The 26,679-nt window shown below is 39.1% G+C and carries 25 protein-coding genes; 1 reads left to right on the top strand and 24 read right to left on the bottom strand.

All coding sequences use genetic code 11. The annotated features are described in order from the left end of the window. Nucleotides 1-11 precede the first annotated feature (11 nt). From bioC to tdh, 10 genes are all read right to left on the bottom strand, one after another. Complete coding sequence (gene bioC / locus DL897_RS05420) at nucleotides 12-815, bottom strand: malonyl-ACP O-methyltransferase BioC (RefSeq protein ID WP_113658115.1); 804 nt, start codon at nucleotides 813-815, stop codon at nucleotides 12-14. Beyond that, nucleotides 778-1,539: an alpha/beta fold hydrolase gene (locus DL897_RS05415; protein ID WP_113658114.1), complete on the bottom strand. Its 762-nt coding sequence runs from the start codon at nucleotides 1,537-1,539 to the stop codon at nucleotides 778-780. The genes bioC and DL897_RS05415 overlap by 38 nt, the downstream gene beginning before the upstream one ends. A gap of 1 nt (nucleotide 1,540) precedes the next feature. Next, on the bottom strand, nucleotides 1,541-2,722 hold the full coding sequence (gene bioF / locus DL897_RS05410; RefSeq protein ID WP_113658113.1) for an 8-amino-7-oxononanoate synthase: 1,182 nt from the start codon (nucleotides 2,720-2,722) through the stop codon (nucleotides 1,541-1,543). After that, a complete protein-coding gene (gene bioD, locus DL897_RS05405; RefSeq protein WP_168188654.1) occupies nucleotides 2,722-3,432 on the bottom strand; it encodes a dethiobiotin synthase in 711 nt (236 codons plus the stop codon). The genes bioF and bioD overlap by 1 nt, the downstream gene beginning before the upstream one ends. Then, complete coding sequence (bioA, locus tag DL897_RS05400; RefSeq protein WP_113658111.1) at nucleotides 3,429-4,784, bottom strand: adenosylmethionine--8-amino-7-oxononanoate transaminase; 1,356 nt, start codon at nucleotides 4,782-4,784, stop codon at nucleotides 3,429-3,431. Before bioA ends, bioD begins: the two co-directional genes overlap by 4 nt. A gap of 171 nt (nucleotides 4,785-4,955) precedes the next feature. Continuing rightward, complete coding sequence (locus tag DL897_RS05395) at nucleotides 4,956-6,650, bottom strand: ABC transporter permease/substrate binding protein (protein ID WP_113658110.1); 1,695 nt, start codon at nucleotides 6,648-6,650, stop codon at nucleotides 4,956-4,958. After that, entirely contained in the window at nucleotides 6,647-7,843 is a 1,197-nt protein-coding gene (locus DL897_RS05390) for a quaternary amine ABC transporter ATP-binding protein (RefSeq protein WP_113658109.1), read from the bottom strand. The genes DL897_RS05395 and DL897_RS05390 overlap by 4 nt, the downstream gene beginning before the upstream one ends. Nucleotides 7,844-8,118: 275 nt before the next feature. Next, complete coding sequence (locus DL897_RS05385; protein WP_113658108.1) at nucleotides 8,119-9,147, bottom strand: dipeptidase; 1,029 nt, start codon at nucleotides 9,145-9,147, stop codon at nucleotides 8,119-8,121. Between the two features lie 295 nt (nucleotides 9,148-9,442). Then, a complete protein-coding gene (locus DL897_RS05380) occupies nucleotides 9,443-10,621 on the bottom strand; it encodes a glycine C-acetyltransferase (RefSeq protein ID WP_113658107.1) in 1,179 nt (392 codons plus the stop codon). A 21-nt stretch (nucleotides 10,622-10,642) separates the two neighbouring features. Further along, nucleotides 10,643-11,689 (bottom strand): L-threonine 3-dehydrogenase, encoded by a 1,047-nt coding sequence (gene tdh, locus DL897_RS05375; RefSeq protein WP_113658106.1) that lies wholly within the window; start codon nucleotides 11,687-11,689, stop codon nucleotides 10,643-10,645. Between the two features lie 389 nt (nucleotides 11,690-12,078). Between tdh and DL897_RS05370 the strand changes: the two genes are divergently transcribed. After that, on the top strand, nucleotides 12,079-13,245 hold the full coding sequence (locus tag DL897_RS05370; protein WP_113658105.1) for a S8 family peptidase: 1,167 nt from the start codon (nucleotides 12,079-12,081) through the stop codon (nucleotides 13,243-13,245). A gap of 150 nt (nucleotides 13,246-13,395) precedes the next feature. Here DL897_RS05370 and DL897_RS05365 read toward each other — a convergent pair whose 3' ends face one another. From DL897_RS05365 to DL897_RS05300, 14 genes are all read right to left on the bottom strand, one after another. After that, nucleotides 13,396-14,649 (bottom strand): (Fe-S)-binding protein, encoded by a 1,254-nt coding sequence (locus DL897_RS05365; RefSeq protein ID WP_113658173.1) that lies wholly within the window; start codon nucleotides 14,647-14,649, stop codon nucleotides 13,396-13,398. An 80-nt stretch (nucleotides 14,650-14,729) separates the two neighbouring features. Next, the gene (locus DL897_RS05360) at nucleotides 14,730-16,145 is read right to left on the bottom strand and encodes an FAD-binding oxidoreductase (protein WP_113658104.1); all 1,416 of its coding nucleotides are present in this window, start codon (nucleotides 16,143-16,145) and stop codon (nucleotides 14,730-14,732) included. A gap of 60 nt (nucleotides 16,146-16,205) precedes the next feature. Further along, complete coding sequence (gene rraA, locus DL897_RS05355; RefSeq protein WP_113658103.1) at nucleotides 16,206-16,682, bottom strand: ribonuclease E activity regulator RraA; 477 nt, start codon at nucleotides 16,680-16,682, stop codon at nucleotides 16,206-16,208. 210 nt (nucleotides 16,683-16,892) lie between these two features. Next, nucleotides 16,893-17,636 carry an SIS domain-containing protein gene (locus DL897_RS05350; protein WP_113658102.1) on the bottom strand — a complete coding sequence of 248 codons (744 nt, stop codon included), beginning with the start codon at nucleotides 17,634-17,636 and terminating at the stop codon, nucleotides 16,893-16,895. A gap of 15 nt (nucleotides 17,637-17,651) precedes the next feature. Then, on the bottom strand, nucleotides 17,652-18,923 hold the full coding sequence (locus tag DL897_RS05345; protein ID WP_113658101.1) for a PTS ascorbate transporter subunit IIC: 1,272 nt from the start codon (nucleotides 18,921-18,923) through the stop codon (nucleotides 17,652-17,654). A 16-nt stretch (nucleotides 18,924-18,939) separates the two neighbouring features. Next, nucleotides 18,940-19,233, bottom strand: a complete 294-nt coding sequence (locus tag DL897_RS05340; protein ID WP_113658100.1) for a PTS sugar transporter subunit IIB — start codon at nucleotides 19,231-19,233, stop codon at nucleotides 18,940-18,942. Nucleotides 19,234-19,247: 14 nt separating this feature from the next. Next, a complete protein-coding gene (locus DL897_RS05335) occupies nucleotides 19,248-19,688 on the bottom strand; it encodes a PTS sugar transporter subunit IIA (RefSeq protein WP_113658099.1) in 441 nt (146 codons plus the stop codon). A gap of 13 nt (nucleotides 19,689-19,701) precedes the next feature. After that, entirely contained in the window at nucleotides 19,702-21,657 is a 1,956-nt protein-coding gene (locus DL897_RS05330; RefSeq protein WP_113658098.1) for a BglG family transcription antiterminator, read from the bottom strand. Between the two features lie 458 nt (nucleotides 21,658-22,115). Continuing rightward, a complete protein-coding gene (locus tag DL897_RS05325) occupies nucleotides 22,116-22,478 on the bottom strand; it encodes a fluoride efflux transporter FluC (RefSeq protein ID WP_338067076.1) in 363 nt (120 codons plus the stop codon). A gap of 12 nt (nucleotides 22,479-22,490) precedes the next feature. After that, nucleotides 22,491-22,883 carry a fluoride efflux transporter CrcB gene (crcB, locus tag DL897_RS05320; RefSeq protein ID WP_113658097.1) on the bottom strand — a complete coding sequence of 131 codons (393 nt, stop codon included), beginning with the start codon at nucleotides 22,881-22,883 and terminating at the stop codon, nucleotides 22,491-22,493. Between the two features lie 322 nt (nucleotides 22,884-23,205). Beyond that, on the bottom strand, nucleotides 23,206-24,114 hold the full coding sequence (locus tag DL897_RS05315) for a CPBP family intramembrane glutamic endopeptidase (protein ID WP_113658096.1): 909 nt from the start codon (nucleotides 24,112-24,114) through the stop codon (nucleotides 23,206-23,208). Between the two features lies 1 nt (nucleotide 24,115). Continuing rightward, nucleotides 24,116-24,889 carry a MerR family transcriptional regulator gene (locus DL897_RS05310; protein ID WP_113658095.1) on the bottom strand — a complete coding sequence of 258 codons (774 nt, stop codon included), beginning with the start codon at nucleotides 24,887-24,889 and terminating at the stop codon, nucleotides 24,116-24,118. A gap of 231 nt (nucleotides 24,890-25,120) precedes the next feature. Continuing rightward, entirely contained in the window at nucleotides 25,121-25,459 is a 339-nt protein-coding gene (locus tag DL897_RS05305; RefSeq protein ID WP_113658094.1) for a luciferase domain-containing protein, read from the bottom strand. A 406-nt stretch (nucleotides 25,460-25,865) separates the two neighbouring features. Continuing rightward, nucleotides 25,866-26,603 (bottom strand): MBL fold metallo-hydrolase, encoded by a 738-nt coding sequence (locus DL897_RS05300; protein WP_113658093.1) that lies wholly within the window; start codon nucleotides 26,601-26,603, stop codon nucleotides 25,866-25,868. Between the last annotated feature and the right edge of the window lie 76 nt (nucleotides 26,604-26,679).

The following is a 26,679-nucleotide window of genomic DNA, read 5'->3' as shown; positions in this document are numbered from 1 at the left end:
ATCAATCCTACCTATTTGCGTCCAATTAAATAATAGACTTGATAAGTGGTATATACCCCTTGATTTGTCTTATATTTCTGGTTATAATTTTCCATCACACATTGTAATAGCTTCCTAGTTTGACTAAATGAAAGGGTATTTTCACTATAACTAGCTCCAACTGCTTTGACAGCTTTTAAAAAAGTATAACAATCAGGGTATTCCAACTGATAAAGCTCTTCTTTTGTTTTTACTTCTATAAATTTTTCCTTTTGTAACCTTGCTTCCCATGTCGTTCGATCTGGCATCGATAGTTGATGTTGGGAGGGAGGGATTTGTAACTTTTGCTCTAGATCACAGAACAAAGCAGTAAGCTCTTGAAATGTTTTCGGTCCAAAAGTAGATGCCAAAAACCAACCACCCATTTTTAAGGCCCGTCTAAAGTTTTTAAATGCAACTTGCGGCTTGGAAAACCATTGGATTGTCGCATTAGAAATGATCAAATCAAAAGGGCCTTCTTGGACCCAATCGTTCCCCTCACCATCTGCCACCTGAAAACGTATATGTGATGAACTTGCCCATCCCATTTGAGCCTTTTTAATCATTTCTTCAGCCAGATCAATCGCTAAGATGGTTGCATGTGGAAACTGTTTAGCGAGTAAACGAGTTAAAATACCTGTGCCACAGCCTACTTCCAAAATACGAAGATCTTTTTTTAACAGAGGAAGGATTGAAATTAGTCGTCCCGCCATTTGTTTTTGTACATCGGCATATTGGTCATATGTATGGACTGCTCGATTAAACTGCTTTACTATTCTTGTTTTCGTCATATACATCAGCTAATCCCTCCTTCATCCATGTTAAAAACCTTTGTGGCTGAGTCCAAAAAGGAAGATGACCTGTTTCTTCCCAAATCGTAAGTTTGGCTCGTGATAAATGATCCGTTAGCCACTTTGCTCCTGAGGGAGGACAAATATTATCCTCAGCTCCACTAAGTAAAAAGATAGGAAATTGCATGGCTGATAGACTCTTGGGATCAATCTGAAACTGCTGTAAATAATCGAGTCCTATTAGCAAAGAAGATACAGAAGGTATTGCAAGTCTTGCTGTCTCGCACCAGCGTCTCCATTCACCCGCTTCGACTTCAGACTGCGAAAACATTTGTTGATCAAAATCAGCGAGTCCTTTAATCGGATTTTTCTTGATTTTCCTTTTTAACCATACTATTTGTCGTGGATCACAGCCATAGGGATTTTCCTTACTCTTTACAAACTGCGCTGTACTTCCAATTAAAAACATCCCTTGGATTCGACTTGCACACGGTATGGCTTTTTGAAGAGCAACCATGGATCCCAACGACCAGCCAATCACTATGATGGAAGAATGATCTCGGGGTGTGAGTGCTTTTTCCACATACTCTTCTATTTCTTTTATATGCTGACATTGCCCAAAATCAACGGTGAGATGATGAACGTTTGGCCATGCTTTCATATAGGTATCCCAAATGCTATGTGAGATAGACCAACCCGCTATCCAAAGAAAGGTAATCTCTTTTGTCAACTTAAATCACTTCCAACTCTTTACCAATTTCTTTTATCGCTACAAGCGCTGATTGAATATTTTCCCACTGATGGTTCGCCATCAGTGAGAAACGAAGGCGAGCTGTCCCTTTAGGAACTGTCGGTGGGCGAATAGCTACAGACATAATCCCACGCTCTATTAACTTCCTGCTAAAAGTAAGCGTTGTATTTTCATCACCTATGCAAACCGGAATGATTTGAGTCGTACTTCCTCCAATATCAAAGCCTGCTTTTACTAACTCATCGCGAAAATACTGACTCTTCTTGGATAGATCAATCCGAAGATTCATCCCCTCTTTCACTAACTGAATCGCTTGACGAATCCCTCCAATCACGGTCGGTGGAAGAGCGGTAGTGTAAATAAAACTACGACAGGTATGATGTAAATACTGTATCCATTCTTTACGTGCTAAGACGTAAGCCCCATACACTCCATAGGCCTTACTAAAAGTTCCCATATGAAGATCAACCTGCTCGCTGATCTGCAGTTCATGCGCAAGACCTTCCCCATGTTTTCCAAATACCCCACCCGCATGTGCCTCATCGATCAGAAGAGCTGTACCATATTTCTGCTTAAGAAAGACGATATCTCTTAGCGGTGCGATATCACCATCCATACTAAATACGGAGTCAGTGACGATCAGTTGCCGTTTTATTCCTCTTGTTTTTGCTTTTTTTAATAACTCTTCCAAATGGTTTAGATCACCATGTCGATACCGAAAGTGAGTCGCCCTACTTAATCGAATCCCATCAACAATACTGGCATGATTGAGACGATCACTAAAAACAGCATCATGCCTTCCCAAAAAAGAAGATAAAATTCCTACATTAGCCATATAACCATTGGCTAAAACCAAAGCGGCTTCATGTTGATGAAAGCTGGCTAATTCTTCTTCTAATTCTTCCATCTCCTCATCATGTCCAATGATTAACCGAGAAGCAGTCGCCCCTGCTCCCTGCTCGGCAGACCTTTGCTGGGCAGCAATAATCTGTGGATGTCCAGCTAATCCTAGGTAGTTATTAGAAGAAAAGTTAACGAGCTCTTTTCCTTGGTACATAAGAATAGGTTGACTTGCATCTTTAATTGGACGTAATTCTCTCTGTAATCCTTCTTCAGCCATCGATGCTAACTTTGCATGAATCATCATTTCCCAGCTATTCATCACATTTCCTCCAGAAATCGAATCAGTCGCTGGACATCTACCGCTTCTTCAAAAGCTACACCGATTGTTTCACGGGATAGCTTATTTAACCATGGCATTTTTCCGAGTACAGGTACTTGCGCTAATTCTTCGATCAGACGCGGATTATCGACCACACTTAGATCTTTTTGTACAAGTTCTTCTGACCAACCATTTATAATGATTCCCAAAGGATGCAAACCATTTTGCTTTGCCCATAAAGTGGTTAACGCAGAATGATTAACCGTACCTAAGTTAGGACGAGCTACAATTAAAAGAGGTAGTCCCATCTCTTTGGCTAAGTCAGCGATTGTTCCATCCCTGTCAAATGGTACAAGTAGCCCTCCGGCTCCTTCTACTAATACAACATCATAGCGAGTCAGCATCTGAGCTAGTCTATCAAGGATCACCTTTCGGTTAATCGTCACACCCGCTTTTTCCGCTGCCAATTCTGGAGCGACTGGAAGAGCAAAATCGTATAAGACCATGTGCTCGATGGGATCTGTTTGTCCAGTCCATGTTTTTAAACGCATTCCATCTCCGTTGGGATCCTTGCGCAAATGTCCACTTTGTACAGGTTTAATGACTCCAACACGATATCCTTCTGCTTGTAAAGCGAGGGATAGTCCTGCTGTTACAATCGTCTTACCCACTTCGGTATCGGTTGCAGTGATAAAAAACCCCTTTTTCACGCCTCTGTCACCTCGATAATCGCTTGACGAATAATAGCTATCATCTCTTGGAGTTCCGGTCCTGTCGAAACCAGTGATGGCATCAAGGTAACGACATCATCAAGGGGACGGGTTATCAATCCTAAATCACGCGCTTTTCGACAAACTTTGGCACCCATTCCTAGTTTCCAGTCATAACTTTGTTTACTAATACGATCTTGTACCAATTCAATACCAATCATTAGACCTAGTTGTCTAACTTCCCCTACATGTGGCAATTCGGCAACTTGTCTTAACTCTTGAGCGGCAACTTGGCTAACTTCTTGTACATGTCTAATCAAATTCTCTTGCTCATATAAGTCCAAGTTAGCCAGAGCCACCGCACATCCCAGCTGATTTCCTGTATAAGAATGACCATGATAAAAGGTTTTGGCTTCCTCAAAATCTCCATAAAAGGCCTCATAGATCTCATTCGAGGTAAGGGTTGCCGCCACCGGTAAATAACCACCTGTTAACTTTTTACCCAAAGTCATAATATCAGGCTCGATCGCTTCATGTTCACAAGCAAACATTCTTCCTGTCCGACCAAAACCAGTTGCTACTTCATCAGTAATTAACAAGACATCGTACTGCCGACACAGCTGTTCAACTTCTTTTAAGAATCCTGGTGGCATTACAATCATTCCGCCAGCACCTTGTACCATTGGCTCTAATATCAAACCAGCAAGTTGATCGGCCTTTTCTTCTAGTTTCTGCTTTAATTCCAGAAGACTTACCTCTACACACTCTTCGATACTCCCTTGAAAACGATAAGGGTATGGATAAGCCACTTTCTCAGTTTGAAATAATAAACGCTCGAATGCTTGGTGAAACAGATCTATCCCACCTACACTTACAGCACCAATGGTATCGCCATGATAACTATTCTTCATACTTAAAAATTGACTTTTTTCGGGTCGGCCACGATATTTCCAATATAAAAAAGCCATTTTCAATCCAATCTCGACGGCTTCCGCTCCACTATCTGAATAAAAAACTTTTTGTAGACGATCCGGGGTAATCCCAACCAACCGTTCCGCAAGTAAGATAGCTGGAATATTAGCTGATCCAAGCAAGGTTGAATGAGCAATTTGATCTAGTTGTCTCGTGATCGCTTTGTTTAAAACAGGATGGTTATGACCATGTGCATTTAACCAAAGGGAAGAATAACCATCATAATATTCTCGTCCTTTGACATCGATTAATTTGATCCCTTCGCCTCTCGCAATAATCAGAGGATCATCTTGAAGGTATGTTTTCATCTGTGTAAATGGGTTCCATAAATAATTTTTATTTTTTTCAAGTAGTTGCTCATAAGTGTATTCCAATTTCATTCACCTCAACTTATTGTAAACCTATTTTTATTATTAGTTTACAATTTACATCGAGTATATCATTGTTTTTCTTTTTTTGTCTATATCTCCAATCGAGAAAACAGGATTAACCCATCTAAATAAAAAGACTGGTTCAATTATCAAACTGAACCAGTCTTATCAAGCCGCTTCTTACTTCGTCCATTCTTTCAATTTATCAGGATGCTTACTTAACCATTCCTCTGCCGCTTGATCAGGGGACATACCTTCATGTATCTTCATCATCACTTCTTGCATATCCTTGGCTGTCCAATTAAACCGATCAATAATTTGATACGCTTGGGGCTTTTCTTCCTTTAACCCTTTTCGTGCAATCGTATGGATATTTTCTCCAGATCCATATACCTTTTTGGGATCATCCAAGAACTTTAACTCATACTTTTGAAACTTCCAGTGAGGAGTCCAGCCTGTAACTACAATCCACCTTTTTTCCTGAATCGCTTTAGTCAAAGAAGCGGTCATCGTCGCATCTGATCCAGAAACTAGCTTAAAGTTTAAGGGGTATTTTTTTAGCGCTTGCTCTGTATAACGGTTTAAACCAGAGCCAGGATCAATACCAATAATCTCTCCATGAAACTTATCTTTGTTGGCGTTTAGTTCTTCGATCGAGTTGATGGTAACATATTTGGGTACAACCAATCCGACACGAGTCTCCTTTAAATTAACTCCCAAATCATCAACTTGATTTTTTGCTGCATCATATAAAGGCTTAGAGCTGTGTGGTAACCAAGCTCCTACATGTGCATCAACTGTGCCAGAAGCGACTCCTTGCCACATCGGTGCAGCATCGACTTGCTTCATCTCTACCTTGAACCCTTTACTTTCTAATGCTTTTTTCAATACATGCGTGCTTGCAACTTCCGAATCCCAGTTAACATATGCTAGCGTTACCCTTTTTTTACTTTCATTTCCTGTTTGGGCAAAGCTAACTACTGCTAAAGCTATGACGACAAGCGCAGCAACAATACCTATCCAGCGAGGTCTTTTCTTTAATGTTGTTTTATTTCGACGAGCTAAACTTTGAGTAAGACGATCTAAAATAACAGCGATAATCACAATCGCCAAACCGCCTGCAAATCCCTGTCCAACCTGTAAACGTGTAATGGATTGTAAAACGAGTGCTCCTAATCCTCCTGCTCCAATCATGGCAGAGATAACCACCATAGATAAGGAGAGCATAATTGTCTGGTTGATTCCCGCCATGATCGTGGGTATCGCCATCGGAATTTCTACCTTCCACAGCTTTTGAAAAGAAGTAGATCCAAAAGCATCTGCAGCTTCTCGTAATTCTCCAGGAACTTGACGAAGTCCCAAACTCGTTAAGCGAATCGTAGGTGGCATGGAGAAAATTACGGAGGCAATTACACCAGGTACTGCACCAAGTGAAAAGAAAAACACGGCTGGGATTAAATAAACAAAGGCAGGCATTGTCTGCATTAAATCTAAAATCGGCGAAATGATTTTATTTGCTGTTGGACTTCGCCCAGCCCATAAACCAAAAGGAACACCAATAATAATCGAGATAATCGCTGAAGTTAATACCAAAGATAACGTCTCAATGCTCTGATCCCAGTAGCCTAGGTTATCAATTAATAATAATCCTATTAAGGAAAAGATAGCGATACGTAGTCGAGTCAACCACCATGTCAATAAGCTAATTAATAAAATGGTTCCAAGCGGAGGAAGTACAGAAAAAATCCCTTGGAAAAAGGCGACAATGGGTTCAATAATTCCACTAATTACTTTAAACAAACCGCCAAAATGCGTTTGCATCCAGCTGATTAAAGCATCCACCCACTCAGCTAACGGTATTTTGGAAAAGTTCATTCGCCACTCACCCCACTTCCGGCAAGAGCAGCAAGGATAGCTCCTCTACCTACCAAACCTAGTAATTTTCCATCTTCATCTGTAACAACAATCGGGTACAGTGGATCTATTTCAGCGATGAGTGGAAGTATCTCATTAATCGGCGTTTCCTTACGAACTTGTGGAACGTCAGTAACCAATACCTCTTCAATTGATTTGTTTTGTTCCAATGCTTCACGAATGGTATGAACAGTAACAAGTCCTCTAAATTTCTTCCTTCGGTCAATGACCAAAAGGGTAGGCACTCTCTTTTCACGCATTTTTTTACGGGCAACTTTGAGACCATCTTTATCTAAAATAATCGCTTCTCCTTTGGTCATGATCGTCTCTGCAGTAAGTACCTTACTTAAATTCACATCTTCTACAAATTGCTCGACATACTCATTCGCGGGATTCGTTAAGATCTCCTCGGTCGTACCAATTTGTACTATGGAGCCATCTTTCATTAAAGCGATACGATCTCCAATCCGTAGGGCTTCATCCAAATCATGAGTAATAAAAATAATCGTCTTCTGCATGGTTTGCTGTAAATCGATTAACTCATCTTGCATATCCTTACGAATCAATGGATCTAATGCGCTAAAAGCCTCATCCATTAATAAGATATCCGGATCATTAGCTAAAGCCCGTGCTAATCCAACGCGTTGCTGCATCCCTCCACTTAGCTGGTCTGGAAAGGATTCGGCCCAACCTTCGAGTCCAACTAACTTTAACGACTCCAATGCTTTTTCTTTGCGAGCTTGTGGGCTCACTCCTTGAATCTCTAATCCATATTCAACGTTCTCACGTACAGTCCGATGAGGAAAAAGAGCAAATTTCTGAAAGACCATGCTAATTTTTTTCCTTCGGACGTTACGCAACTGTTCGCTAGACATTTTTATAATATCTTCTCCATCAATAAAAACCTCTCCCTCAGTAGGCTGAATCAAGCGATTCAAGAGGCGAACCAGGGTTGATTTCCCACTGCCTGAAAGACCCATGATGACAAAAATCTCACCACTATTGACATAAAAATTGGCACGGTTTACACCTACATTGGCACCCGTCTTTTTCTTAATCTCTTCTTTTGACTTACCTTCATGCAGAAGCTGAAGCGCTTTCTTAGTCGAGTGGCCAAATATTTTTGTCACATTCTTCACTTCAATTTTGTACAAAACGTTTTTCCTCCAGTTATTTTTTTTTATAGATAACATGCTCTGCTAAATAAAAAAAGCAGGACCATGAAAAATATTTCATTGGCTCTGCTTATATAATTTCTTTAATTCCCCATTTCTATGATATTAAACAGGCAAATTTACTCAATTTAAGATAAATAATAATTCCATATTTAAAAAATACTAATAATTTTGTGTCTAAATCAGTAGATTGATGAACCAGAAATGGTAACAAGAGTACAAATCGATACTAGCACAAAATCCTTTATATTGCATTATTTCCACACTTCTTGGTAAACCCGAAGTAAGTTTTCACCTAATATTTGTTTAATATCCTCTTCTTGATAACCACGTTGGTATAAACCTTGAGTAATCAGTGGAACCATCGCATGCCCTTTTATCACATCAAAAGGTAGACGTGGTATACGAGCTAATGTTTCCGGAGCAATATATTTCATGAAATCTTCACATAAATCAAGTCCTAAGGCGATATGCTGGACTCCAACGAGTTGTTTTATATAATCGATATGATCGATAAGTCGATCGATATGCGCTTCAGTGTCGTGATCAGCCACGACAAAGCTGGTCGCATTGATCCCAACTACCCCACCTGTTTGGGCAATGGCTTTAATTTGTTCATTGGAAAGATTGCGCATTGTATCACATAACTGACGACAGTTCGAATGCGAAGCAATGACCGGCTTTTGGGCAATACGGAGTACATCCCAAAATCCCTCGTCATTTAAATGTGTAACATCAACAACAATTCCTAACTCTTCAGCCTTTTTCACCAATGCTTCACCAAAAACGGTCAATCCACCTTCTTTTCTGGTTTGACGTTGTACAAAGTCACTACCATCCCCTGCTTCATTACGTCGACTCCAAACAAGTCCAAGCTTTCTTAAACCTAATTCATAAAAAATCCGTAACAGATGGATATCTTGATACAAAGGTTCTGCACCTTCTAGGGAAAGAATAAAGCCAACTTTCCCTTCCTGCCTTGCTTGTTTTAGATCATCAGTAGACCGACATAGCTTTATTTGATGCGGTGATTCATCCAACTCCGCATATAAAGCTTGTATTTGACTCAAGGCTTTTCTTAGACTCATCTCTGGTACAAACTGACTATCAATATAAACTGCAGCGACAATAGTATGAACACCGCCTTGTTTAAATCGAGGTAAGTATGTCGTTTCAATCACTTTCCTTTTCCCATAACCTCGCTGCATCTCTACATCCATCAATAAATCAAAATGCGCATCAATCACATGGGCTTCCTGATGAATTTGATCTGCTCGATTCATACCTTTCCCCCCACCTAAAGATAAATAGACTCCATATTTTATAGTAACAGAAAAACGGCCGTTAATCTTCGGAATAGAAATAATATATTTGTTTATTTGATTAGATTAAAATATATCAATCAAATACCTCGAACGTGAGTCGGAAGACTTTATAGTTAGAATTGTAATAGATGAAAAATTCAGATAAGTAGAGGTGCCAAGCAAAATTAGCATATAAAAAATAATGATACAGAAAAGCAAATAAGAGTATAAAAATCGCCCTAGTTTTTAAAACTAGAGCGATCACTTACCTTCGTTAACTAATAACGCCTAACTTCTTCCCAACTTTCTCAAACGCTTGTAAGGCTAATTCTAAGTCTTCTTGGCTATGAGCCGCTGTTACAATTGTACGAACCCGCGCTTTCCCCTTCGCTACTGTTGGATAAGCAATCCCTTGTGCATAAACTCCTTCAGCAAACAGTTCATCGGATAAGCGCATTGCTAAAGCATCCTCTCCAACGATAACGGGTGTAATCGGAGTTTCGCTATTACCCGTCTCAAATCCAAGACGTTCCAGTCCTTCCTTAAAGAAGCGAGCATTAGACCATAAACGCTCGATCAATTCAGGCTCTTCTAATAAAATATCGATAGCTGCCTCACAGGCAGCGGTAACTGCTGGCGGATGTGATGTACTAAATAAAAATGGACGCGCTCGATGAATCAGATAGTCCCTTAACACCTGCGGACCTGCTACATAGCCCCCTAGCACACCAATCGCTTTGGATAATGTTCCGACTTGAATATGTACTCGACCATGCAAACCAAAGTGATCAACTGTTCCACGACCATTTTTCCCTAAAACACCACTTGCATGAGCATCATCAACCATAACCAATGCATCGTATTTTTCAGCGAGCTCTACAATATCAGGAAGGGGTGCAATATCCCCATCCATACTAAATACTCCATCTGTAATTACCAAACGGACTCGATAATTTTGGGTTTCTTGTAGGGCTTTTTCTAAATCGTTCATATCACTATGTTTATAAATACGCCGAGCTGCCTTTGTAAGTCGAATACCATCGATGATGCTCGCATGATTTAATTCATCACTAATTACAACATCTTGCTCCGTTAAAATTGAAGCTATTACACCAACATTGGCTGTAAAACCCGATTGAAATACGAGAGCTGCTTCTGTATGTTTAAACTCCGCTAACCGCTTTTCAAAAGCTTCATGCATCGAAAAGGTTCCTGCAATGGTACGGACGGAACCAGTACCTGCACCAAATGTTTCAACTGCCTCGAGTGCCGCTTTCTTCATTCGGGGATGAATAGTTAGACCTAAATAATTGTTAGAAGAAAGCTGAATCACTTCCTTACCTCGAATTTTCACTTTTGCTCCTTGATCCGATTCGAGTTCCGTCAATGGACGGAAAGTTCCATCCTTCTTCCAATTCTCCATTTCAGCTTGTAAATAAGAAAAATCTGCCATGATCTAGTCCACCTTTCTATTCTAATCTTCTAATAAAAGAACAATTTTCCCGCATTGGCCACTTTTCATTAGCTCAAAAGCCTCTGCAAATTCAGTAAAAGCAAATCGGTGAGTAATCAAAGGTTTAATATCAATCAGTCCTGACTCAAGAAAACCTGCTGTTTGTTCCCACGTTTTAAACATTCTGCGTCCAGTAATTCCATGGACAGTAGCCCCTTTAAAAACAATATCATCTGTAATATTTAGTTCAACGGGTTGTGTAGGTAACCCTAGGAGCGAAATCCTCCCACCATGAGTTAACATTTGTAATCCTTGGTTGATCGCTACAGGATGTCCAGACATTTCGAGAACGACATCAACACCATTTCCTTTCGTCATGGAACGAACAGTCTGAATGGGATCTTCTAAGTGAGAACGAACGAGATGTGTTGCTCCTAATTCCTCAGCTAAATTCAAACGATATTCATTTAAGTCCAGTGCGATCACCTGAGTAGCACCAGAAGCTTTAGCAATCGCTACAGCCATGAGACCAATGGGTCCACATCCAATAACAGCAACCGACTTCCCGACAATCTCTCCGGATAAAGCAGTATGTACAGCATTTCCCATCGGTTCCATAATCGAAGCAATCTCAAAAGGTAGTTCTTTCTTGTTTTTCCAAACGTTGATAGCAGGTAAAGCTATATATTCAGCATAACAACCATCCCGATCCACACCGATAATCTGTGTATTCAGACAAACATGGGAATCACCACGACGACAGGCTGAACAATGCCCACACACAATGTGTGTTTCCGCTGAAACATGATCACCTACATTGACTGATCTTACATTTTCTCCTACTTCTACCACTACCCCACTAAATTCATGTCCAAACACATAAGGTGGATGACAGCGACTGGCTGCCCAATCATCCCAAGTATATATGTGTACATCGGTTCCGCAAATGCTTGTTGCTCTTACTTTAATTAAAACCTCATCTGGACCTAGCGAAGGAATGGGGACTTCTTTAATTACCGCTCCTTCTCCCCGATGATGTTTAACAATCGCGCGCATAGTTCCATTCATGACGGACACCTCTTCATCCCAACAATTAGAATAAATAAAATCACTTAGATTATACATCATAAATAGCCGTTAATAAAACAGTAAATGTCCGTTATTTACGGACAATAAAAATGAAAACGCTTTCCGATGCTTTTCTTTTTGCATGATTATACACAATTATAATTTTTATCGTTCTTATTCCTAAAGTTAACAAAAACCACTTAATATTGTTTTTTATCAACCATAAACATGAAGTTTATTACTTTATTCATAGTTTATTGGTGATATCTTATAAAAATTTAACGAACGCGAAATATTATTTTAATATAATTGTAATTCAGTATAGAAACACTTTATATTATAATTAAATTGTTAAGAATATTTTACATCTATGTAAAGGAGCGATTTACATGAAGCGTATTGTAGCTTTACTGAGTGTATTTTCATTAGGTGTATCCCTAGCTCTCCCATCTTTAGCTGCCAATGCAACGGAAAAGCAAACAGCTAGTGCCAATAACAGTAAAGGAGAAATCGTCGTCAAGTTTAAAAAAGGACTTACCACACAAAATACCCAATCAATTCATCAAAAGAAAGGTGGGCAAGTTGTCGGTAAAAACAAACAGCTAGGTTTCGAAGAAGTCAAAATTAAAGGGAAGTCTGTTGATCAAGCCCTTCAAGAGTATAAAAATGATCCACAAGTCGAATATGCAGAGAAAAATGTTACCTACCATGCAACTTGGACACCCAATGATCCTTACTTCTCTCAACAATATGCTCTTAAAAAAGTAAATGCCGAACAAGCTTGGGATGTAACCAGAGGCTCATCAACTGTTAAAATCGCGATTGTAGACACGGGAGTAGACTATAATCATCCAGACCTTGCTGGAAAAGTCGATAAAGGCTACGACTTTGTAAATAATGATAATGATCCTATGGATCAACAAGGGCATGGAACCCACTGTGCTGGGATTGCTGCAGCTGTGACCAATAATGCTGCAGGTATCGCGGGTATGGCGCCCAATGTGAGAATTCTTGCAGAACGCGTTCTTGATGCCAATGGAAGTGGAACTTTAGCAGATGTAGCAGATGGTATCACTCATGCAGCTGATGCAGGAGCAAAAGTAATCAGCTTGAGCTTGGGAGGATCTTCTGGTGCAACAACCTTGCAAAATGCTGTTAGCTATGCCTCTTCTAAAGGAGCTGTTGTTGTAGCCGCAGCAGGTAATAGTAATACATCCGCTCCAAGTTACCCTGCATATTATAGCCAAGCGATCGCTGTAGCTGCAACAGATCAGAATGACCGTAGAGCTAGCTTCTCTAACTACGGAAGTTGGGTTGATGTTGCTGCTCCTGGTGTAAGCATTATGTCCACTTATCCAGGAAACACCTATAGAAGCTTGTCAGGAACTTCAATGGCTACACCACTTGTAGCTGGACTAGCTGGGTTACTAGCTTCACAAGGAAAATCTGCTAGCACAATCCGTAGCAATATTGAGAGCTCTGCTGATAAAATCTCAGGAACAGGTACCTATTGGACACACGGCCGAGTTAATGCAAACAACGCTGTAAGAAAATAAATACAAATCCTAAATCATTCCTAAAATTATTTAACTGATTCATCTCTATCAGTCCATGCTGTGTTTTCTTTATACAAGAAATATATAAATTCCCATATCACTATTTATATGTGGTATGGGAATTTTTTTGCTATGATTACTATTTCTTTTCTATAAGGCTCGCTGCAACAGGTCCATTAGATGCAGCGCCTCCATCTGGTCTTGAAGACCTGCTCGAATAATTCCTTTTTTCATCTGTAGTAAACATCCTGGGTTTGAAGTTACAATCATCTGTGCCTTTGTATCTTTTACCTGCTTCATCTTATCATCAAGAATCTGCATAGACAGATCGAAATTTGTAATATTATAAATACCAGCCGAACCACAACAACTATCTGCACTCTGCATCTCGATATATTCCACTCCGGGAATGCTTTGGATTAGCTTGCGAGGTTGATTACGAATGCCCTGCCCATGAGCTAAATGACAAGAATCTTGATAAGTAACCCGGGCATGAATGGTTTTACTAAATGAAAGAGGTGGCAATTCGAAAAGTAGTTCATTTACATCACGCGTTTTGGATACAAACTTTTTGGCTCTTTCTAACCATTCTGGTTCATCTAGAAACCAATGATGATATTCCTTAAGAGCTGCTCCACATCCCCCAGCGTTATTCACGATGAAATCGACATTTATTTCTTCAAATGCTGCAATATTCCGTTTGGCCAATTCAATCGCATCTTGTTTTTCACCTGCATGAGCATGTAAAGCTCCGCAACATGTTTGATTTTCTATAAAAACAACCTCACAACCTACCTTGGTTAACAGTTGAGCTGTTGCTTGATTGGTTTCATAAAACATAACATCCATCATGCAACCCGTAAATAACCCGACAGTTAGCGCTTTTTCGCCTTCTGCTGGCATCACTTTTTTCCGTTTTCTTCTTTTAGCGGGTGAAGCGACTTGGTCCACTGCTGCCTGCATCTCCGCCATTTCACGAGGCAACACATGAATAAGCCCCCATTTATTGGCTAATGTTTGTAAACCCGTAGCTTGTACAGCCCATAAAGCCATTCCCAAAGCATCCATACGCCTTGGATGCGAAAACAATTGTTTAAAAATAAGACGACGAATCCACGATGATTTTTGCTTGGCTTTTTTATTCTCTTCGATCACTTCACGTGCTGTTTCAAGTAGACTCCCATACGGAACCCCTGCGGGACAAGCTGTCTCACATGACCGACATCCCAAACAAGCATACATATTTTTTTCAAATTCTTCATCCAATGCTAATTGCTCTTTGGCAATTCCCTTCATCAAAGCGATACGTCCACGGGGGCTGTATGCTTCCAATCCAGTTTGACGATAGGTAGGACAACTAGGTAAGCAGAATCCACAATGCATACAGTTCATAATTTCATCCATATCAAACTTTTCTAGCAGATGATTTTTGGTTTTGATTCCTCCTGTTGTTTCGCATGCTGGTTGTTGGTTTTGCTTCGTTTTCAACTACTCTTCACCACCAAACGACGTCGTCCTTGACTCGGGAACATTTTACCTGGATTCATGATATGGTGGGGATCAAATGCTTCTTTAATCCGCTTCATTAGCTCTAGACCTCCATCCCCAACCTTTAAAGGTAGATAGTTCATTTTAGCCAGCCCTACACCATGTTCACCTGTAATCGTTCCACCTAAACGAATCGCTGTATGAAAAATTTCATCAAAAGCCTGCTCCACTCGTTGAATCTCTTCTTGATTCCTTTCATCAGTCATACAGGTTGGATGTAAATTTCCATCCCCGGCATGTCCAAAGGTACAGATTTGAACTTGATACTTTTCGGCAATTCGTTCAATTTCTGTAACCATTTCGGCGAGTTTCGATCTGGGAACCGTTGCATCTTCCAATATGGTCGTAGGGCGGAGCCGAGACAAAGCCGATAAAGCAGCACGCCTCGCCGATAACAATTTCGCTCCTTCTTCCATCGTCTTAGCCATTTCTATTTGGGCTGCCCCTTCTTGCTGTGCAATCTCTGCGATCTTCTCTATATCTCGTAACACTAACTCTTCTGGACCATCCTGCTCTATTAAAAGCATCGACTTCATATCAGTAGGTAACCCTAGCTTCGCAAAATCATCAACCACTTTCATCGTTCCTTGGTCCAGAAACTCAATGGTAGCGGGGATAATTTTGGAAGTAATGACTTTTTCGACTGTTCTTGCCGCATCGACTAAATTCTTATAAAAAGCAATCAGGGTTCGTTTTGTCTCTGGTAATGGAAGTAATTTAACCGTCATTTCGGTAATGACTCCTAATGTACCTTCTGATCCTACCATTAAGCGGGTCATATCATATCCAGCAACATCTTTCACTGCCTTACCACCTGAGCGCAGAATTTCACCAGATGGGAGTACATACTGAAGTCCCATAATATAATCTTTGGTCACTCCGTATTTTAGTCCCCTCATCCCACCAGCACAAAGGGCCATATTGCCTCCTACAGTGGAAATTCTCATGCTTCCCGGATCAGGTGGATAGAATAGCCCCACAGATTCTACCGCGTGATGCAGATCTGCTGTAATCACTCCTGGACCCATGGTTGCAGTTAAATTTTGTTGATCAATTTCATATATTTGGTTGAAACGCGTCATTTTTAGCACAATTCCGCCCTTAATGGGGATGGTGCCACCTGCTAGATTCGTTCCAGAACCTCGAGTAACAATAGGAATTTTATGTTCATTCGCTAGCTTTAAAATAGCTGCAACTTGCTCTACAGTTTCTGGAATAATCACAGCATCAGGCATGGATTGGTAAATAGGGGTTGCATCAAAAGAATACGAATATAGATCATTTGAACTATCTAAATACCATTTTTCACCAACGATTCCGATGAGTTGTTGCTTGACATCTGAAGGGATCATATCATTTCCTCCAATAAAATAGATCAGACCAATTCCTTGATTTTTATTGCTAATCAACCTCTATTTAAGTAACTGCCGACTGGCTACCACGACTCCATCTTTATCAGCATAAACAATATGTCGAGGAATCCAATTCACAGCGGCAAAATGAACAGGAATATCCGAATCTCCCTTCCCTTCCTTGCGACTTTTGACGGGATTTTTCCCTAGAGCAAGGATACCGATATCTAGTGTAGCCAACTCTTTGGTATCACGAACACAACCGTTGATAATAATCCCTTGAATCCCACGCTGTACAGCAATTTCTGCTAAACGATCTCCCAACAAAGCACACTTTTTGGAGCCACCTCCATCTACGATCAATACTGCACCTGCTGGAATAGTTTCTAGCGCACGTCGCACTAATACATTATCTTCATAGACTTTTACCGTATAAATAGGACCATGAAAGCTTCTCTTTTTGCCAAATGATTGAAAGAGATCCTCACTCACTTGTAACTCTTCGATAAATTCATCGCATAAATCTGTTGTTTTCATATCAATACACCTCAACAATTTAGGAAGTTTTAATTTAATTTTACAACAAGTTTGGTAACAAAAGCATCTTTCACCATGATATCTTCTTTTGTTTTGAAATGTAGATCCATCCTTACTTTTTCAAGTGAGTTTTTCTAGACAAAGAGAAACAACCTTCTTCTTTTGTGAAAAAGGTTGTTTTCTTATTCAATCTATTTGATTAGCTATTCTTTACATATAATGAATACGTTCCTTATATTTCGTTAAGATAGCTTGATTATATTGATCTCCACCATCTAAATTAGCACTTTTGAATATAGGTGGTGTCATTCCTTTTTCTAGCATCAAATCGACAACCGAAAGGACAATCGAGTGAATAATAAACGCACCTGTCACGGTAGAGGACGGTCCAATTTTCTGATCGAACCCTTCTACTTTGATCGAAGAGTCACCGATCACTCCCCGATTATCGATAACCACATCACTACATTCAAATAATCTTTTACCACTTGAATGACGGGAAGTCACCTGCTTCGAATAATTTAAATTGGTGATACTAATCACTGTCATTCCAACTTCTTTTGCTTCCATTGCCATATCGATAGCAACCGAGTTTCGCCCTGATACAGAATGAAGCAGGATCACATCTCCTTCTTGAACTGGTTTGGTATGAAGCAGTTCTTTCCCATATCCTTCCATTCTCTCCATTAGCGATGTAAAGGTAACAGGTCTAGTATTTAACATGAGTGAAGAACCGAAGATGGGATTGATTAGAGCAAACCCGCCTGTCCGATAAAAAGCTTCTTCAGCGATAATTCCCGCATGCGAAGCTCCAAATATATAGATACTCTTATCATTTGCAACTGCTTCTACTATGATTTTAGCTGCTTGTATGATCTGATCGGATTGGGTTTTCTCCACTTCATCGAGTAGTTGACTAAGATATTCTTTGTACTGTTTAATATACTTACTCATACTATCCTCATCCCCTTAGAATAATTTACCGAATAGTCCTGAAATCACTGTCCATAATGAGAGGTCATTTCCACCAAATACAATAATCCAATCTGATACTGTATTGTTTAAAAATGGAATTGAAAGGCCTACGAGTAAGATCATGACAATCCCCGCTACACCTGAGCCAATGATAGCCCCACGCAAGCCCCCTGTACCGTTCCCAATGACTGCAGCTGTACCAATCTCAAAGAAACAGGTTATCGTTAGAGGTACGATAGCATAAGCAAATAATCCAGTATATCCGACCAAGATAAGCGTAATGGTAGAGGTAATCATTGATACGATAAACCCAATTAAAACAGCATTTGGGGCAAATGGGAAAATAATCGGACAATCCAGTGCTGGAATCGCATTTGGAATCACTTTATCCGAAATCCCTTTAAATGCTGGCATAATCTCGGCAAGCATCATCCGTACACCCTGTAGTAAGATCGTCAGTCCGGCTCCAAACAGAACTCCTTGCATTAAAGAATAAACTACCAGATTTTGCTCTTTACCAAACACGGAAGAAGCTTGATTGCCTAATAAAATCCAGATTACTAAATAAACTAAGAACATTGTAAGTGAAGATGTAATCGTAATTTCACGTAAAAAGCCAAGTTGTTTTGGTACTTTCAAATCTTCAGTGGAGCGGTTTTTGTTTCCAAAAACCTTTCCTAACCATCCAGCTAATAATGAAAGTCCAATGGTAGGATGACCAAGTGTAAAGGAATTATCTCCGGTCACTTTCTTTACAAAAGGCGTAATAAGTGCTGGGGCAACGATAATATAGATGGCTGTAAATATCGTCGCGAAAGTAACAACTCCTATTCCTTTCAATCCCGACTCCACAGCTACAGCTGTAAAGATAAATGGGAACCAAAACAGCATATGCCCTGTTAAAAATACATTTTTTAGCTTGGTAAACCTCGCTACGAGAATATTGATTAGGAATGCGAGTAACATCGCTAGACCAATTTGACTTCCATAAGTTGCAAGAAATTGATCCGCACCGATCGGTTGAATATTCTTGTCAGGTGAAATCTTATATAGCACATTAAACGCCTTTGATAAGGGAGTGATAGCATTGATTAGAATATTCGTTCCTTGCGTTAGAATAACAACACCAATTACGGTTTTAAAAGTACCACTTAATATATCCGATATACTTTTTCTTTGAATAATAAGTCCAACCGCTGCGATAATTCCTAAGAACAGAGCAGGCTGGCGCAATATGTGATTGATCACAAAATCAAGAATAGCCACTTTTCATTACCTCCCATTACTCTGCCATCAGGCGTTGCAGTACAGGTAATCCTTTCTCACGAATTTCTGCTTTGTTGACAAAGTTTTGTATCATAACGACAGGTACTGTAACACTGCTTTCTAGTTTTTCTCCTAATTCATAAGAAGTGAAAATAACATCACAAGCGGTTGCTGCTGCTGAGCCAACATCGGCAGTTGAAACTTTTCCTTCGATATTTTCCTCGCGAAGTACTTCTTCCACTTTCATCTTTAATACCATGGAAGAACCTAGTCCAAATCCGCATACTGCAATAATATTAAGTGATTTCATGATTATCCTTCTCCTTATTCTGAAAGTAGTTTAATAACTTCATCCTTTGAAGTGGTGTGAGCAATTTGTTTAATTAAACTTTCATTTTCCAATACGGATGCGAGTAATGTCAGCTTTTCCAGATGTTGTTGATCACCAGTCGCACAAAACGCGAATACCAGATGGACAGGATCATTTTGTTGATGGCCAAATGAAATGGGATCTTTTAATGTGATCAAACTAATATCATCTTTTTTTACTGCCTGACTGGGTCTAGCATGTGCCAATGCAACATGGGGAACCAATACAATATAAGGGCCTAGCTCGTGAACAGCTTGGATCATGGCATGGGTATATTGAGCATCACTACTATGATTTCGCTCTAAGATTTGTCCTGCTACTTGGATTGCTTCTTCCCATGACTGCACTTCGACTTGTAGCTGAATATTTTCTTTATCAATCCATGATGATTTCACTTTTCTTCACACCTTAGTTTTGCGTTATATTTAATACAGTTTCTATTCGCTCTGCTTTAAGTAAGGCTTCAACTGTTTTAGGCTGTTCAAAGATAGAAAAAAGTTGGATAAACAAATCCGATTCTTTTCCCGTTAAACTTACAACCACTATGATTTGGACTTCGCATTTTTTTTGATCCCCAAAAAAAATCGGGTCTTTTAATGTAAGCAGACTAAAACCATCTTTTTTTACACCTTTTTTTGGTGAAGAATGGATAAAGGCGACTTTGGGTATAAGCACCATATAAGTTCCTAATTCCTCTACCGCCTGAATCATCGCTTTCACATATTCAGTGGTGATGTAGCTCTCGTTTAGCAGTGGCTGACTTGCGAAGGTAATCGCTTTTCGCCAATCATTTACTTCCTTTTGTAACTGTATATGAGTTGAAGAGAAAAAATCTCCCAAACGGATAGAGTGTAAATTTTCATTTAACTCCTTTAATCGACCCCATTGTTTCTGATTTGCTTCTCTAAAGATCAATTGTCGAATCTGTTGAATATCTTGATCCTCTAATAAAGGATGCACCTTAACAACAGGAATCCATTGATTATCCACTGGAACTGTTGAGATAATAAAATTGGCTTTATCACTTGTTAATGTTTTTGCATGGTCCATGTCAATGGGACCTTTTACCGTTAGTTCAGGTAGGAGTAACTTCAATCGGGTGATTAAAAGAGAAGAAGTGGCTAGTCCCGAACCACATACCACATAAGCGGTAGGTAAAAGACCTTTTTGATTCCATGACTGTCGTTCAAAGGCTCCTCCTAGATACATCGCAATAAAAGCAATCTCTTCTTCTGGAAATTGTAGTCCAAGTTCTGACTCCATTGGCATTAGGATCTTTCGGGCAGTTTCATAGATAAATCGGTATTTATACTTCACTTGCTCTGTCAACGGATTTTCAATTTGCAGGCCTTGACGAATGCGATAAAGAGCCACCTGTAAATGAACAGATAAATTGTGTAAGAGCTCTATGTCATCTTGAAATGATAGCCCTAACATATTTTCAGCTTTTTCAATAATCCTTTGTGCTAATGCATCACTTTCCATATCACGATAATAGCCATCTTTTTCTAGAGGCACTGAAGCTACTTTGGAACCTTTTAGTTGATGGAGTATATAGGCCATTTCATGATCACTGATCGGTAATTGAAAGTTACGATTAAAAGCGGCAGCTACTTCTTGATAAACAGGCATTCTTTTTACTTCTTGTCGCTCTTGGAAGGAATAAGTTACCTCCTGGTGCAAGTGAATCCGTCGAATCTGAAAGAAAATGATCGCTTTTAATTCTTCCTTTGCTCTTTCACTATAGTGTACATGGAATATTCTCTCTAAATCATGAATAAAATGGTCAATTCGGCTCTCCATATCTTGAGACAACCATTGCGTTTCCAAAAATCGCTTGGTTAAATCAATTTGGATAGCATGTTCGTATAATGCTTGAAACAAATATCGTATATCTAACTCATGCCCTATCAGAAAAATTCCTTTAAACGGCTCCTTCTGAATCTGAACCCCATGTTCTTGAAACTGCTTCTCTACCTCTTCAAGTAAGGAAAAGGCCTTACTTTTACTAATCTTAAATAAATCAGCTAAGCGTTCAAGAGTCGTCGAATTATCCAAAAGTAGCTGAAGCCCAATCACTAAATAAAGCTTAAAATTGGGAAGCATATAGAAATCAGTTTGTTGTAATGTTTGCTCAAGTAACTTACGCTGATATTCATTAAGGAATAGACGAATCCCCATTTTCGGCTTTCTTTCCAATGAAATCTCTAACTCTTTTAAAAACGCCTCAATATAATTTAAGTCGTATCTGATCGTGCGTCGCGAAACTTGAAACTGTAGAGCTAATTCTTCTGTAGTAGAAAATCCTGCATGCAGAAAAAGATATTTTAATATCTCGTGTTGCCTCGTTGTTAAAGCCACCATGGTACCACGTCCTTCACACTTCCATCATATAAAACGCTTACACTTAAATAAAATAGCAACTTTGTTCCGCAAATGTGGCAAAAAAATATACTGAGGCAAACGAACATCATAAAAAACTCGTTTTTCTGTTTCAGCTGGGATTTTAGCCTATTTTACTTAAAGGGACTATTTAATCTCATTTCCTTCTGAACTCTCTTGAATAATTTTTAAAAAGGCCTCCTCTTCAAAGGAGCTACCATTTACAAAAAACATGAAGTTGTTACCAATTTTTTTATATTATAGCCATTCGCTTTGATTTTATGCTTTTAGGGAAAAATCGATATATCCTTTAACACGGTTGATATGTTTCAGACCGTCTTAAAGCGAAGTAGTATATACTTGAAAATAAAAAAGCCCACAGGTTATCTTATAGAGATTGCTCGAGATCAGCGTATTCATGGGATGAGTAAGCAATCGCTTTATCCAGAAAATAGCGCTGTTCCTAAAAGATATCCCAGTAGTGCAATTAAAATTCCTCCTGTATAAGTAAGCCCTAAATAGAGAAAGGTCTTCCCCCATCTTCCTGGCTTTCCAAGCTGAATACTTTCCAAATGAAGTGTAGAAAATGTCGTGAAAGCTCCCATAAATCCTACTCCAAAAAACAATAATCCTTCTTCAGCGAGGTCTCCTCCAGCGATCCATCCCAAAAGAAAGGCTCCAACCAGATTAACAGTCAATGTCCCATATGGAAATCCAGGTATGGGTTTATTTAATCGTTGGCTAATCGTATATCGAGATATGGCTCCCAAAAACCCACCTAACCCTACAAGCAAGCTATTCATGATCATACGATATCACTCTTCCACTGTTCTTTTCTGTTGATAAATGGCCCATGTATATCCACTCCATGTTAAAAATAATCCTCCCCATAAGCTAAGCATGATATAAACCAATGACATGAGCCATAATCCTTCTTCAAACATTTTTATTACTTCTACACTAAAAGTAGAAAAAGTGGTAAATGAACCGATTAGACCTGTTCCTATTCCTACACGAATCCAAGAAGGGCAAGATTTCATTGTAGTAGACCAAATCGTAAACCAACTAAGGATAAAACAACCTATATAGTTTACTAGCAAAGTACCCATAGGAAACCCCCACATAATACTTGCCGGGACCCAAAGACCGATATAATACCGTAATAAAGCTCCAACTACTCCAGCGATACCGACGACCCAATAAATCATATAATGTCTCCTTTTAAGAGAGAGAGAGAAATTTCGAAATTTCAAAAAGGGTCCTGACCTTTGCAGAATCTTTTCCCTAGATTTATCCCTCTCTCGTTTCTTTGTATTTAAGTAGTCCCCTTCCTCATGCAGACAGCATCTATATTCATTCATAATAAATATAGAGCATATAAAAAACTAGCCCCTCCTCTTCTTGGAATCAGAGCAAATCGTTTTTTGTATAGGAACGGATTTCCCTTCATATGAGTATCATCATAAGTAGATTTCGACAGGCATTAATAAAAAATTATACTTAACTTACTGATTGATTGGTAATGAATGACTAAAATAGTAAACAAAATAGTTCAAAAAATAGATAAGGAGGGGCATTCATTATACCGTGTATCATAATCAAAATCCATACATTACGATAGCGTGCCCAAAGGTAACCAAGGAATAGACCGGTGATACCTTGGTTTACCAAAACGGTTGCGATATCAACGCTAAATTGTCCAGTGCTATGGATTGCAATATGCCAACTTGCCCAAACGATCGATGTAAAGAGGATTGCTGGCCAAGTACCAAGGAATAGTTCTAATCGGGTTTGTAACCATACTCTATAAAAAACTTCCTCCAGTAAACTATTGATACAAAAACCAATTAAGTAAGTAACAATCAGTGTAAATGGATCTGAAAGCTTACTTGGAACATGTGGGAAAGCAATTATAGAAAAATAACTTAAATAAAACCAAACCATAAAGATCATAAGCGGACCAATCCAATGCCAGCGAGTCCATAAATGAGAGGGAATAGATATAGATCGATGGGCTGAATGGGATTGGGTGATCCGTAATATCATCCAAGGGATCACTAGTAAAAAAAACAGTTTAAGTCCTACAAACCACAGTTGAAATTCTACCCCTCTACTCTTAACAAGAAGAAGAGTCATTGTAAAAAAAACTGCGCTCATTATCAAGACCCATGACTGGATAATTATCAGTCGCTGATTTAGACCTGAAAGCGGATTAAAGCCCTCAAGTCGAAGTGGAATCAGACGAATGAGTAAAATACCAATGAGAGAAGGAATCCATATATTCCAAATTGGAATCGTACCACTATGATCTGTTGAATATCGGATATTGACATACCCATTCCAAACCAGCCAAAATGCAGCTGCTATTATGACCACAAAGCTAGTCATTCCAACAATCCAACTCCATAGCGGACGTGATAACACATGCTGCTTTTCCATATCATTCACGCTCCTGTTGTGGATGAAAGTATGCAAACATTTTATCTATATAATCCATCAAATCTTGATCCATTCCATAAACAATGGGTGGTTGCCCCTCCCTTGGTTTTATACGCTCCCAATATTTATCTGCGAGCGCTGGATTGTCTCCAAAAAACCGAAGACTTAGTTCATGTAGTTGTTTAGCATATGTCTGAATAACAGAAGAGTTAGGGGGTTCATGCATATTGCGACGTATATTTCTCAATAATTCTACAAATTGAGCAACATAAGGGTTATTACTTCCTAAAACCGGTAACTGTTCTAAAGTTTCTTTCTCTTGATTTGTAAAATAACCATCTTTAAATACAGCAGGGATCACCCCGTTCTCCATCTCTCGATCTTCCAACAGCTGAATTAAATCAAATATTTCTTTCGCATGTATCTTCCCTTTTATTTTGATAGAATGCAGGGTTGCTCGTAGGTAATATTGTTTGCGTTCCAGCCGTGCTTTTTCTTTTTGAATCCAATTGATCTGTTCATTTAATGATTGCATCCACTTCTCTTCATGGTTTGTATCAGTTGATTGATTCATGATTTGTTTGATTTGATTTAGCTTAAAGCCGATCGATTTTAGAAGTAATATTTCTTGTAGCTGCAAAAGGGCATTTTGATCATAATACCGGTAATTTTTATCATCTATCCTCGTTGGTTTAAGCAAACCGATTTCATCGTAATAATGAAGTGTCCTCCTGCTAACATTTGCTTTTTTTGATAATTCACCTATGCTATACATAAATTCACCTCATCGTTATTATGACGTATCACGTATACGTGAAGGTCAATAAAAAACAAAAAGCTTTTTATGACTTCCCAACTGTAAAAACGCTATCCTTTCTATAAGCGATCATAGAAAGGATAGCGTTTTACGCTTCAAAGTTATTCTTTTTCTTTCAAGGAATAGGGAAATAGCAAAAATTCCTCCTGTAACTTAATAATACATGATCTAATATTCCTGTTTTTCATTCTATTCCTTCCCATCTTCCCAATTAGATTCCATACTTTTCTTCGCGATTCGATCATATTGCATTCTAAATAACTTTGACAATTGGGGAATATCTTGTTCACCTTTGATCCAAAAACTTACCCAGCCTGAATTAGGAAAAACATGATGAGGTTCTACTAGTCCTGCTTCAATGAGTTCATCTCGGATTGATTTAGGAAAAGGTAGGTCAGCAAGTTTTTCTCCATGCAAATGACCTAATTCTTTATTTTTATAACGAAATTCCACTCCACCAAACCGATGTTTATGCTCGCTAACACCATCCCAGCTAAGAAGTTCCTGTCTTAACGATTCAAGTATCATTCGCCACACCTTCCTTAGCTCAATCATGTTTATCAACAAGCTCATCGATTATCTACCCTTTTATATTCATTAATAAACTTATTATATAAAAATGTTTATTAATTATGCTTTGACTTACCTTTCGTAAATACAATATGATTTGACCACTCCCCATGCGTAAACGCAGGGGATTCTTGGGTAATCTCTTCTATGCGTTTTCCCCCTCGCAAAGATATAAAGCACCTATCATAACACTACATAAAAAAAACCAGCCTAACTTAAGAGCTGGTTTTTTTATACCTATGTGTTCAAATCATTGTCGAAGTAAGCTATCATTGCTTCTTAAACAACTATGAGAAAGATAGTCTGAGCCTTTTCATTGATTAATCAAGCCAATAAAAAAAGGATTACATTGGCTTGATGTTATTTACAATTTAATTTCTAAACCCATTTCTGCTATCCACAATTCTCGACGATATACTTGCTCTGCTTCTTGCTTAAGTAGTGATGGATCTAACTCGGGATACAAATGAGTTAACAGTAAACTCTTCGCCTTTATTTGGTTTGCAGCAAGGGCTGCTTGTCTGGCTGATAAATGACCGATGGGCTGGATTGGTAAATCTTGGTGCAAAAATGAGGCTTCACAGATAAATAGATCTGGTTCACTTGCCATCCTTGTCCAATCGGTTTGCGGTCCTGCATCCGCTCCATATAATATCACTTTTCCATCATATTCAATCTTCATGGCATAACACGGAATTCCGTGATCTGTAAGGAAAAACGAAATCTTTAAGTTATCGAATTCGAGACTTTCCTCCTCAGTAATAGACTCTAGTTGAATATAATCACGATAGGCTAATTTCTGAAACCAACTCTTGGGTTCCGATGGTGCCCAAACGGATAAGGGTTTTATTCGCTTTTGCTGCTGTTTTCCCATTAACAGAGCATATTGTAAAATAAAGAAATCACTGAGATGGTCATGGTGCAAATGGGAAAGTAGTACCAAATCGAGGTCATAAGGCTTGCATCTTTTTATTAATTGGGCTAACACACCGCTTCCACAGTCGATTAAGATGCGTTTCCCTTCGACTTCGAGTAGATAACCAGGTGTAGCTCCATCTGCTGCTGGGAATGGTGACTGGTATCCAAGGACTGTTAGACGCATAAACTTCACCTCATTTAGTTTCTATTTCTATTGTTCCTATGCCATATATACTGATTCAAACTTTATACCATCGATC

It is taken from the genome of Thermoflavimicrobium daqui (genome assembly GCF_003313465.1).
GTDB classification, from domain to species: Bacteria; Bacillota; Bacilli; order Thermoactinomycetales; family Thermoactinomycetaceae; genus Thermoflavimicrobium; species Thermoflavimicrobium daqui.
This window is presented reverse-complemented; position numbering and strand designations above follow the sequence as displayed.